This is a genomic window from Candidatus Cyanaurora vandensis, from assembly GCF_013285555.1.
Lineage (GTDB): Bacteria > Cyanobacteriota > Cyanobacteriia > Gloeobacterales > Anthocerotibacteraceae > Cyanaurora > Cyanaurora vandensis.
In genome coordinates, this window is record NZ_JAAXLT010000115.1 from 1 (window position 1) to 12237 (window position 12237).

The window sequence follows — 12237 nt, forward strand, 5'->3', positions numbered from 1 at the left end:
CAAGTGAAGGGTGAGGGGGGCGCGGTCGGGGTCGGCTGGCGGCTGGCAAGGCGGGTCGGCGTGCGGAGGGTCTGCCAGCCCGTCGGGGTGAAGCGGATGTCGCGTAGGATTAGGCCGGGGAGTTGGGCCAAGAGTTTGCGGCGGATTAGTTCGCGCTCGTAGGTCAACTGCTGTGCCCAGATGCCATCTACTGTTGCGACCCAGAGGATACCCTCGCTGATGCGCTGGGGTTGACATTGACGGGACAAACCTGGACCTACACAACTAGCCCAGGCTTCGAGGACGCGCAGAAATTGTTTCGCCTTGCGCCATTCGGGACCTTGTTGGAGACTTTGGAGGACTTGGGCGACGGGGACGATACGGGCCATTTAACTGAACCGGGCTTGGTGCCAGGTCCAAGCGGTCTGGATGATTACTTCTAGCGCGTCATATTCGGGCGACCATTTTAATAGACTGCGAATCCGTTCACTACTGCCCACTAGCACGGCTGGGTCTCCGGCGCGACGGGTCCCGAACTCGACTGGAATTTTGCGTCCCGTAACGGCTTCTGTCGTCGTAATGACTTCTTGGACGGAGAACCCGTTACCGTTGCCCAGGTTGAGACATAGACTCTTGCCGCCTGCCAATAGGTATTGCAAGCCGAGGACATGGGCTTGGGCCAAATCGTTGACATGGATGTAATCACGGACACAGGTACCGTCGGGGGTCGGGTAATCAGTGCCGAAGACCGTAATGTGTGGACGGCGACCCAGGGCCACATCAAGCACCAAGGGAATGAGGTGGGTTTCTGGGTTGTGGTCCTCGCCAATCCCCCCCGCCGGGTCCGCGCCGGCTGCATTGAAGTAGCGCAGCGCAATGTACTGGAGACCCATGGCCCGCTGAGTATCTTGCAGGATGCGCTCCACCATCAGTTTGCCCATCCCGTAGGGGTTAATCGGGTTTTGGGGGTGGTCCTCGGTCAAGGGTAAGAACTGGGGTTCGCCGTAGGTGGCACAGGTGGAGGAGAAGATGATATTTCCTACCCCGGCTTGGGTCATCGCCTCAATTAAGTTCAAAGTGCTCGCGACGTTGTTGCGGTAATACTTGAGCGGTTGCTGAACCGACTCGCCTACGTAGGTGAAGGCCGCGAAATGGACGACGCCCACAAACTGATGTTGTTGGAAGAGTTGGTCTAAGAAAGGACGATCCTGGAGGTCGCCCACCACTAGACTGGCGGGGTCCACAAAGTCCCGGTGTCCGTACACCAAACTATCGAGCACCACTGGCGTGAACCCAGCTTGTTTGAGGGCCCGGACTGTGTGTGAACCGATATACCCCGCTCCGCCCGTCACCAATACTTTCATGTCTGTCCTGTGCGCGTCATCCTATACAGGCTATACCCAGCGAGCATTAAAGTAATGTTCCCCAAGAGCGTCATCGCCCCTTGGAGACGCCCCAGCCAAGCCAGCGCGGGCGTATTGTCGAAATAATGCCAGACCACCACCGCCATTGCTCCCACCAGAGCCGGAAGCATCCCCCAAGCCAAGTGTTTCCAGGCCGGATTCTGGGTCCGTTCACCGTACTGCCAAATCAAAGCGAGGGCCACAATCCATTCCAGGATGCTAGAGATGTGAATTACCCAGGTGGGGAAGGAGAGCGCGTTCATCTCCATAGCATAGGCCCCTCCACCCCCTATGGCTGCTCCGGTACGGATTTTAGTAGCCACTGATGCGGCTTCTGAGGGGTTGGACTTGCAAAATTATTGCTCTCGGCTCATTCACGACGAGATTCCCTGGAATCCAAATCGGATGGAGCAGCGCAACGGGGAGTTGTTTTCAGGGACCGCCCTGGCTTAAAGTTAATCGCTACTCATCCCACAGATCATGGCAAAACTCCGGGTCGGTATCCTTTTCGGCGGCAAATCAGCAGAACACGAGGTCTCCCTCCAGTCTGCCCGCAATATTATTCAGGCGATGGACCCCGTCCGCTATGAAGTCATCCCCTTAGCCATTGCCAAGACCGGACAGTGGTACCTCAACCACCAAGCCCAAGCCCTCCTCCATGGGACCCTTCCAGCCCTGCCCGCCCCCCAAGAAACCGCCTTACTCAACCTGAATTGGAGCGAAAAAGCTCTGGATGTCGTCTTCCCAGTCCTCCACGGACCCCTGGGGGAAGATGGCACAGTCCAGGGCCTCTTGAAACTCGCCAACGTTCCTTTCGTCGGGTCGGGGGTATTGGGGTCGGCGGTGGGGATGGATAAAGATGTGATGAAACGTCTGTTGCGGGATGCTCACCTACCCGTGGGCCGCTTCCTGGTTTTTCGGCAGCGGGACCTCCCACAACTCCAGTTTGAGACCCTAGCCGCTAGTCTGGGGAGTCCGTTTTTCGTCAAACCTGCTAACCTCGGCTCCTCCGTCGGGGTCCATCGAGTTGAGGATGCTAGCCAATGCCAAGCCGCCCTCCGCGATGCCTTCAGCTATGACCACAAAATCCTGGTCGAAGCCAACATCCCCGGTCGTGAGATTGAATGCGCGGTCTTGGGCAATGAAGACCCCCGTGCCTCCGTTCCCGGTGAGGTCATCCCCAGCCACGACTTCTATTCCTATGCCGCTAAGTACCTCGATGAAAAGGGAGCCCGTCTGGAGATCCCGGCCCGTCTGTCCCCCCTCGTCACTGCCCGAGTCCAAGAACTCGCTATCGCAACATTTGAGGTATTGGGGTGTGAAGGATTAGCGCGGGTAGATTTCTTTGTGCAAGCAGATGGGGCGGTGTTTGTTAACGAGATCAATACCCTACCTGGTTTCACCGCCATCAGTATGTATCCGAAACTTTGGGAAGCCAGTGGAATTAGCTACCCCGACTTGATTGACCAGTTAATCCAGTTAGCCCGAGAACGCTTTACCCGCGACCAAAAACTCCAAACTTCTTTCGGGCCGTAGCTTCTGATCGAGAGCTTATTCAATCGGACCACCCTGAGGTAAATCCATGACTACACCGCGCTTAGTTTCGATCCAAGTGGGCCTACCCCGGCAACTGGGCGATGCTCAAGACCCCCTAGACCCGCCCTGGGAGACAGGTTTTTTCAAAGTTCCGATTCCGGGGCCAGTCTGGGTGAGTCAGACCCAGATGGCGGGTGATGGACAGGCCGATTTGACGGTCCATGGCGGTCCTGACAAAGCAATCCTGGCCTACGCCACCGCCCACTATCCCCTCTGGCAAGCTGAACTGGACAAACCGGAGATGGCCTATGGGGCTTTTGGTGAGAACCTGACGATGGAAGGACAGACGGAGACCACCGTTTGTATCGGGGACACCTATCAACTCGGTAGGGTCCATTTTCAAGTCTCCCAACCCCGCCAACCCTGCTGGAAACTCGCCCGTCGCTGGCAGCAAAAAGACCTCCCGGCGCGGGTCGTGAAGACTGGGCGTTCCGGTTGGTACTTGCGGGTCTTGATCCCTGGTGAAGTCACTGTGGGTGCCGCGCTGCAACTGGTGGAGCGGCCCTATCCCCAGTGGTCCGTGGCCCAAGTCGGTGCCATCCTAAACGGCCTCAACCGCGACCCCCAGACGGTGACTGCACTAGCCCAATGCACCCTGCTGGCGGCGAATTGGCGAGAGCGGCTGGCCCGGATGAGCGGGTCCTAGCGGTCCCACATCCGCCGAAAAGCGCCACTGACCGCTTGGGCAAAATCCACACCATCCCCTAGGGGCGAATTTAATAACCGCCCTCTTAGCTCGACGCGTAAATGGGCCAATCCCGCCCGGTCCTGGGCCAGCGACACCGCGCACTGCACATATTCCTCAGGCGTCCTAGCCACGGGCAAGGCCAACGCCTGCATCAAGGACAACCCCACCCGCGCCGCTGTACGCTCACCCACCAAGGTCACGACGGGTACCCCAGAGCTCAGAGCCTCAAAGGTCGTCGTCGTCCCGTGGTAAGGGAAGGTATCTAGTGCGATATCCACCTGTTGATAGCACCCGAGGTGGGCAGCGGTCGTCGGCTGATGACCGAGGAAGACCACCCGTTGCGGGGCCACCCCCCGCTCCTCTAACTCAATCAGCAACCGTTGCCGGATGCCGGGGTTCGCCAACTGCCAGGATTTGAGTAGGAGCCGACTGTCGGGGACGGCTTGGAGGACTTTAGCCCAGAGTATCAAGGTTGCTGGGGTGGCCTTAATCAAGTTATTGAAGGAGCCAAAGGTGATGTAACCCTTAGTCAGACAGGGCAGGGGTCCCACTGGGGGCGCGTCTGAGGGGAGAGCATAACAGTGGGCGGGGCGGGGTAAGTTCCAGACTTGCTCGCTACTGTATTCCGGGGTCCCTGGTGGGGTCAGCCAGGGGTCAGAGAGCCGGTAATCCATCTCCTGTAAACCCGTACTACCGGGGAAGCCCAACCAGGTAACTTGGACCGGGGCTGGTTTGCGGGCAAAGACAGGTAAGCGATTCCAGGCAGTATGTCCAGCGAGGTCCACCAGAATATCAATGTCATCCTGTTGAATGAGAGCCGCCATCTGGTCATCGCTCAGGCCCACTGTGCTCTGCCAATGGTCGACCAGACTCCGTAGACGGGCGGTCATCCCATCGGGCTTTTTGACTTGAGCATAGGCAAAAAACTCAAACTCGGCGCGGTCATAATGGGTAAAAAGGGGCAGCAGGAACCAAGCACAGGCGTGTTGATAGAAGTCGGGGCTGACATAGCCCACCCGCAAGCGTTTATGGGGAACAGAGGGGTTAAGTTTGAGCCGGGGCAGGTCAGCACAGGCCCTCTGAAAATTCGCTAGGGCTATTTGCCATTGCTGGGGGTCTAGGTCGGTTTGATATTGCAGGTTGAGTAGGTAGTTATCGTGGGGGATGGTCCAGCGGGGTTTGAGGGCGATGGCCTGTTGGTAATGGTGGTTGGCCTCGCTCAGCTTGCCTTGCAGTTGTAGGACCCCGGCGAGACTGTTGTGAGCCTCGGCAGAATCAGGCTGGTGGTCAATGGCCTTCTGGAAACTTACCGCCGCCTCATCCAGACTGCCCCGCGTATTCAGGGCCACGCCCAGGTTGTAGTGCAACTGTGCGTCTTTTGGCTGGAGGGCAGCCGCTCGGGCGATTAACTGGACACCCTGATTCAGGTCTCCCAACTGTTGGTAAATTATCCCCAAGAGGTGAAGAGCAGTGGGCTGGTCAGGATGGGTCTGGAGAACTTTGAGGTAGCTGTCTCGCGCCTGGGTTAAATTTCCCTCCCGGCTTTGCCGCGCGGCCTGGTCCAAAGCTTGTTGTAGCTCATGCTGCGTTGGCTTACCGAAACCCTTGGCTTTTTTCATTGCGTCTCTCGATCGTCCAGCGCAAAAAGGCAACTAATCTATTCGCATGATAATCAAAGGTGAACTAGTCCCATTAACGAGACCAGTGGTGGAGTGTGACAAAATTGCCATAGGCTATGAGCACCTGCTGGACCGTCACGGCTACTTCATGCAGTTGGGGTTTAGGTCGCAGCCAGCCTAGCGCGGGAAAATCTTAGGGATGGACAAAATTTAGATGCGTTTGTCCTGCTGTTGAGTTCCAGTATGACAGTGAAGACAGCAATGAGTAGTACAATGTGGGCACTCTACCTGCTGCTGAGTAGCCCATAAGCTCTATCCAGCAGACCCTCTTACCTCAAGCTCTTGGCGTCAATCATGCTGTTGAAACACAAACTCCTAGGTTATTCTTCATGAAAAAGTTCGACTACACACAAGATTTTGTATCAATTAATTTTCGGAAACATCCAGAGTTGTATCAGATTGGTAAAGGTGAACAGGGCGTGTTGCTTATTCAACCCTATAAAAATGAAATTTTACCCTATTGGAAATTTAAGACTCCAGAGATTGCGTTACAATCTGCTCGAAAAATTCACACTTTGTTTCTTGAGTACAAAGCACAGGGCGATTTTGTGGGTATGGATATGGCAAGAAAGTTTTTACAAATGGGCTATACCCGCTCCCGTCGTTATGCAAACCATAAATCAGGACATAAGTACGACAAAGTTACTAAAAATATACTTCCTCGTCAAGAAGACCCGCTCAAAGCTGAATCTGCAAAGATTTTTCAGGGCTATTGGCAATTAGCTAAGTCCGATCCAGTGTATGTAATGCTTACCGCCGCTCATCGCCAAAGCGATGAATGAATCAAGAAGGATTAAATAGTTTTCGATGCATAAACTAAAATTAGCTTGCTTAGTCTGTTGGCATAACAAGTATCATAATTATGTACCTCTAACCTAAGATAGAAGATAAAGATAAGCTTGTTTTTTATATTAAGCAGGTGTGTTTCATCGCTGGGCCGACCGCAGGAAGCAGGCACTTTGTGTGCCAGCAGCCCTACGCGCTCAAAAAAATGCACTTCTAAACTGGTTAAAAAGCCGCATCTTCAAGAGGGGGAAACCGTGAGTGAACAAACCAAAGACCAAAGCTTAGAGACCTACCGCAAGGATGCGGGGGACAAGATGACTACCGATGACGGACATTTCATTAGTAGTACCGATGATTCTCTCAAAGCAGGTTCACGCGGACCGACGCTCTTAGAAGATTTTCACTTTCAAGAAAAATTGTCTAGCTTTGACCGCGAACGTATTCCAGAACGGGTGGTTCATGCCCGGGGTGCAGGTGCTCACGGCTATTTTCAGCCCTATGCAAGTATGGTCGAGTTTACGAAAGCTAAATTTTTGCAAGACCCGGCGGTAAAAACCCCTGTTTTTGTCCGATTCTCGACCGTGGGTGGTTCACGGGGTTCCGCCGATAGTGTGCGGGATGTACGCGGCTTTTCCGTCAAGTTTTACACTGAAGATGGTAACTATGACCTTGTCGGTAATAACATCCCAGTCTTCTTCATTCAGGATGCGATCAAATTTCCTGACCTTGTGCATGCTATCAAGCCCGAACCCGATCACGAAATTCCCCAGGCTTCTACCGCTCATCCGAGCTTTTGGGATTTTATCTCGCTCATACCAGAATCAATGCACATGATCATGTGGCTATTATCAGACCGCACGCTCCCCAGAAACTTCCGCATGATGCAGGGGTTTGGTATCCATACCTTTCGCTGGATCAATGCTCAAGGTAAATCTCGTTTCATCAAGTATCATTGGAAACCCTTACTGGGAGTCCACTCGAACGTATTTGATGAAGCGCAAAAGCTGGCTGGTAAAGACCCCGATTTTCATCGGCGAGATTTATGGAACTCCATTGAGCAAGGCGTTGGCCCAGAATATGAGCTGGGTGTACAGATCATTGAGGAAGAGGATGAGTTCAAATTTGGGTTTGATATTTTGGACTCCACCAAACTGATCCCCGAAGAACTAGTTCCAGTCCAACCGATTGGCAAAATGACACTGAACCGGAATCCTGATAACTTCTTTGCAGAGACTGAGCAAGTGGCCTTCCGGCCTTCTAATGTTGTTTCTGGAGTTGACTTTAGTGATGACCCCTTACTCCAGGGTCGGCTTTCCTCCTATCACGATACGCAGGTCTATCGTCTCGGTAGTCCTAATTTTATCCATCTGCCCATTAACCGTCCAGTGTGTCCCTTTCACAACAACCATCAAGATGGGCCTATGCAAATGCAAGTAAAGACTAGTCGAGTCAATTACTCCCCCAATTCGCTAGGTAATAATCAACCGGCTCCTGTGCCAGAGGCAGAGGGCGGCTTTGTCCATTACTCAGAGCGCGTGGAAGGTCACAAGATTCGTGAGCGCAGTCCTAGTTTTGCCGACCACTTTAGTCAGGCAACCCTTTTCTGGAACAGTCTTTCAGTACCCGAAAAAGACCATCTTGTGGGGGCAGCTCGTTTTGAGCTAGGCAAAGTGAAGGAGAAAACGGTTCAACAACGAATGGTAGCTCGCTTTAATGAGGTCGACCACGAACTCGCTGAACGGATTGCTGAAGGTTTGGGTCTGTCCGCCCCGGCTGCCACAGAAACTGCCAATCATGGTCAAAAATCAGCCGCGCTCAGTCAAGAAAACACGACTAAAACGGCAAAGGGTCGTAAAGTAGCGATTTTGGCCGCTTCTGGGGTTTGTTATTCCGACCTCACCAGCCTCAAGCAAGCCCTGAATTCACAAGGTGTGGACTGTGAGGTGGTATCAATTTTGGGTGGAACGATCAAGAGTACCGGAGGCCCAGAAGTTGAAGTACAGCAAACTTTTTTGACCGCTGCTTCCGTGATGTTTGATGCCATCTACGTACCGGGTGGTAGTGAGAGTCTGACTGCCCTAAAAATGAATGTGGATGCACTGCAATTCATTTACGAAGCCTATAGGCACTACAAACCCATTGCGGCGAATGGAAAGGGCGTCAATCTTTTAATCCAGGCCGGAATCAAAGGCATTGACTTGAATAGCCCAGTGCCGATAGCGTTAGGAATCGTCACTGGTCACGAAGCCTCTAATTCTTTTACGCACAACTTCCTGGCAGCCATCAAAGCACATCGCCACTGGTCGCGTTTTGAAGCATTGGCAGACTAGCTTGTCTACACAATTTTGTCCAAAGAAGCACCACTCCACTGTATACTACTGGAGGGACTCCAGGTAATTCATGACCTCTGACTCGTTCGATCCTAACGGTACACCTGAAGCCATTGCTTCGAGTTACCCGCAAGGACAGACCTCTGACCGTATCTCGGCACTGGATCAGCCTGCCAAAACCGACGCGCCCTTTCCAGTGGTGGGGATTGCGGCATCTGCTGGGGGACTGGAGGCATTTAGAGAACTGCTCCGCCACTTGCCGATCGATACGGGCATGGCGTTTGTGCTGATTCAGCATCTATCGCCCGACCACGAAAGTCTGCTATCCGAAATTTTGGGCAGAGTAACCACCATGCCTGTGCATCAAGTGCGAGACCGAATGATGGTCGAGCCAAACGAGATCTATGTAATTCCGCCCAATACCCAAATGGCCCTAGTAGAGGGAATGCTGCATCTTGCTCCCCGCCAGAAAGACCACGGTAAATATATGCCGGGCGATATCTTTTTTGAGTCCTTAGCCATCGATCGCGGCACTAAAGCGATCGCTGTCGTGTTGTCAGGTTCAGATGGCGATGGTTCCATGGGGTTGAAAGCAGTCAAAGTGGTGGGCGGCGTGACGTTTGCTCAAAGTCACCAGACGGCAGCCTTTGACAGTATGCCGCATAACGCTATTGCCACTGGCAATGTGGATTTTGTGCTATCGCCCAAAGCTATCGCCAAAGAGCTGGTACGTCTGAGTCGCAGTCCCTTTCTGTTTCACCCAGGGCCGCTGCTGGTAGTGAAAGAATTGCCACCCGCACCAGAGGATGCGTTAACCATCATTTTTGCCCTCCTGCGGACGAGGACTGGCATTGACTTTACCTACTACAAATCCTCTACTTTAGATCGCCGCATTCAGCGGCGGATGCTGCTGCATAACCTCGAAAACCTGGAGGAATACGCCCATTATCTGCAAGCGCATCCAGATGAAGTGCAAATGCTGTATGAAGAAATTCTGATTCACATTACCAGTTTCTTTCGTGACCCCCAGGTCTTTGAACAATTGAAGGCGCAGGTTTTTCCCACAATTAGCCAGCATAAATCGAGTGATATGCCGATCCGGATTTGGATCGCCGGCTGCTCCACCGGGGAAGAAGCTTACTCGATCGCCATGTGCTTATTAGAGTTTTTCGATGACAAGGCGGTCATTCCACCGATCCAAATTTTTGCCACCGACATCAGCGAAGCCGCCATCAGCAGAGCCAGGTCAGGCTTTTTCTTCGAGAGCCAGATGTCAGCCGTTTCACCAGAACGCCAAAGCCGGTTCTTTATCGCCCTGGCAGAAGGTGGCTATCGAATTAGCAGTGTTGTCCGCGAACTGTGTGTATTTGCCAAGCATAACTTGGGCGGCGACCCACCCTTCTCCAATCTTGATCTGATTAGCTGCCGCAACGTGCTGATCTATCTAGCAGATTCGCTCCAAGAGCGTATTATGTCGCTGTTTCATTACAGTCTCAATGAAACGGGCTTAATGCTGCTGGGCCAGTCCGAAAGCGTCAAAACCTCCTCAGCCTTGTTTACGGTAGTGGATGAAGCCTGCAAAATCTATGCCAGAAAAGCAACCCTGACTCGTTCCATCTTTTCGTTTATGCCAAGTACGCAAAGCGTTTCTAGCCTCAAAAGGCAACCGCAAGGCCCTAGAAGCCTCGCCCTGCCCTTTGATTTAGCGCGAGAAGTGGATCGATGGATCTCAAATCACTACGCACCAGTGGCGATCGTGGTGGATGACCAGATGCAGATTGTCCAAATGCGCGGCGACCTCGACCCCTACCTCAAACTGACGCCTGGCACTACGGAGCTAAACCTGCTGCTGATGGCACGCGAAGGCTTAGCGATCGCGCTACGCACCGCAATTCACCAGGCGCAGAACCAAAACGCCCCGGTGCGCCAGGCACAAATTGAGCTGGCAGCGGGTGAGCGATTAGTGCCAAACGCCACGGCGAAGGAACCGCTTCGGCTCAATCTAGAAGTGATCCCATTTCGTCCAGCGATGGCGGATACGCGCTATTTTTTAGTGTTTTTGGAGGCAGTTTCACCGCAGGTGTCCCTCAGCCCAGCGACGGTAGGAAACCTGGAGCTTGGGGGGCTAGAGCGGGCGCTAGTGCAGCTGCGGCAAGCGCTGGCCGCCGCCATCCAACGCGAACTCTCGGCTCAAGCCCATCTGCAAGTGATCATTCAGGAGCAAAACCAGCTCAACCAAAACCTGCGCGTGGCGAACGAAGAAATCTTGTCGAGCAACGAGGAACTGCAAAGCACCAATGAAGAGCTGCAAACGGCGAAAGAAGAGATTCAAGCCACCAATGAAGAACTCTCGACCACCAACGACGAACTGCGCAGCCGCAATCTGCAACAAAACCGCGACAATAGCGATCTCAACAACTTTCTTGCCAGCATTAGTGTGCCGATTGTCATGCTCACGAACGAGTTGAGGATTCGCCGCTTTACACCGACTGCTCAGCGACTGTTCAATTTTATTCCCACCGATGTCGGACGACCGTTTAGCGATCTCCACGCCAATTTTGACATTTCCCGACTAGAACCCATGATTTTAGAGGTGCTAGAAACGCTCAACACGCAAGAACAGGAAATTCAAACGCAAGCAGGTTATTGGTACAGTCTGCGCATTCGTCCCTATCGCACCACCGAAAACCAAATTGATGGCGTGACGCTGGTGTTTGTGGATATTGACGTGCTCAAACGCCATGCCGCCACCCTAGAGGCCGCTCGCAACTATGCGGAAACGATCGTCGAGACTGTGCAAATTCCGCTGGTCGTGCTCGATGCCGAGCTGCGGGTGCAGACGGCTAATCGCTCGTGCTACGAGGTATTTCAGGTGTCTGAGGTGGAAACCGGTCGCCCTCTTATATTCGAGCTAGGCAACGGGCAATGGAACATCCCCCAACTGCGCTCGATTTTGACAGCAATCCTAACCAATATGAGTCAGGTACAGAATGTTGAGGTGGATCATTATTTTGAGCAGATTGGGCAAAAGACCCTGCTGATCAATGCTTGCAAGCTGAACCAAGCCGACAACGCTGACATGATTTTGCTGCAGCTCGAAGACATCAGTGAGCGCAAGCAGTTTGAAACAGAGCGATCGCGCCTCCTCACGCAAGAGCAAATCGCCCGTCAACAGGCAGAAGCTGCCAATCGAGCCAAAGATGAGTTTCTCGCCAACCTCTCCCACGAACTCCGCAACCCGCTGAATACGATGCTGGGCTGGGCGCAACTGCTCCGCGCCGGCACCCTCAACGAAGCGACAGTGGCGCGGGCTTTAGAAGTGATTGAACAGAGTGCCAAGGCGCAATCGCAGTTAATTGAAGATATTTTAGATACCTCTCGCATTGTCAGCGGTAAGCTCAAGCTCAGCACGCGCCCGGTTGATCTGGACTTAGTGGTGCAAGCGGCGATCTACATTGTTCAATTGTCAGCAGAAGCAAAAAATATTCAGCTTGTGGCATCGTTGAGTTCGACGACCGTGATGGGTGACGCTGATCGCTTGCAGCAAGTGCTGTGGAATCTACTCACAAACGCCATCAAGTTTACGCCTGCGGGTGGACGGGTTGAGGTGAAGTTAGAGAGTTCTCAGTTACCAGATCCAACTCAAAATTCCTACGCCGTTATTACCATCAGTGACACAGGGCAAGGCATTCAAGCCGACTTGTTGCCGCATATTTTCGAGCGATTCCGTCAGGGTGATTCCAGCACCACCAAAGCCAGTCAAGGGCTAGGCTTGG

General features: G+C 53.3%; 9 protein-coding genes and 1 pseudogene. 6 read left to right on the forward strand and 4 right to left on the reverse strand.

Going from position 1 to position 12237, the window contains the following annotated elements; all coding sequences use genetic code 11:
• The 3 genes from HFM78_RS08240 to HFM78_RS08250 form a co-directional block, all read right to left on the reverse strand.
• A partial coding sequence (locus HFM78_RS08240; RefSeq protein ID WP_287128955.1) for a DUF721 domain-containing protein occupies positions 1-368 on the reverse strand: 368 nt, incomplete at its 3' end.
• Entirely contained in the window at positions 369-1343 is a 975-nt protein-coding gene (galE, locus tag HFM78_RS08245) for a UDP-glucose 4-epimerase GalE (protein ID WP_287128956.1), read from the reverse strand.
• The gene (locus HFM78_RS08250; protein WP_287128957.1) at positions 1340-1645 is read right to left on the reverse strand and encodes a DUF2499 domain-containing protein; all 306 of its coding nucleotides are present in this window, start codon (positions 1643-1645) and stop codon (positions 1340-1342) included. Before HFM78_RS08250 ends, galE begins: the two co-directional genes overlap by 4 nt.
• A 25-nt stretch (positions 1646-1670) precedes the next feature.
• Here HFM78_RS08250 and HFM78_RS16245 point away from each other — a divergent pair.
• The 3 genes and pseudogenes from HFM78_RS16245 to HFM78_RS08260 form a co-directional block, all read left to right on the forward strand.
• A pseudogene (locus HFM78_RS16245) lies at positions 1671-1811 on the forward strand (helicase-related protein); the annotation flags it as partial.
• Between the two features lie 51 nt (positions 1812-1862).
• Entirely contained in the window at positions 1863-2918 is a 1056-nt protein-coding gene (ddlA, locus tag HFM78_RS08255; RefSeq protein WP_287128958.1) for a D-alanine--D-alanine ligase, read from the forward strand.
• Between the two features lie 46 nt (positions 2919-2964).
• Positions 2965-3624, forward strand: a complete 660-nt coding sequence (locus HFM78_RS08260; protein WP_287128959.1) for an MOSC domain-containing protein — start codon at positions 2965-2967, stop codon at positions 3622-3624.
• On the opposite strand, the gene HFM78_RS08265 is transcribed toward HFM78_RS08260, so the two are convergent.
• Positions 3621-5285, reverse strand: a complete 1665-nt coding sequence (locus HFM78_RS08265) for a tetratricopeptide repeat protein (RefSeq protein WP_287128960.1) — start codon at positions 5283-5285, stop codon at positions 3621-3623. The two genes, HFM78_RS08260 and HFM78_RS08265, sit on opposite strands and share 4 nt — an antisense overlap.
• Before the next feature lie 389 nt (positions 5286-5674).
• Here HFM78_RS08265 and HFM78_RS08270 point away from each other — a divergent pair, with 389 nt between their 5' ends.
• The 3 genes from HFM78_RS08270 to HFM78_RS08280 form a co-directional block, all read left to right on the forward strand.
• Positions 5675-6127: a DUF4385 domain-containing protein gene (locus tag HFM78_RS08270; protein ID WP_287128961.1), complete on the forward strand. Its 453-nt coding sequence runs from the start codon at positions 5675-5677 to the stop codon at positions 6125-6127.
• A gap of 318 nt (positions 6128-6445) precedes the next feature.
• Complete coding sequence (locus tag HFM78_RS08275; protein ID WP_396033529.1) at positions 6446-8461, forward strand: catalase; 2016 nt, start codon at positions 6446-6448, stop codon at positions 8459-8461.
• A 70-nt stretch (positions 8462-8531) separates the two neighbouring features.
• A partial coding sequence (locus tag HFM78_RS08280) for a CheR family methyltransferase (protein WP_287128963.1) occupies positions 8532-12237 on the forward strand: 3706 nt, incomplete at its 3' end.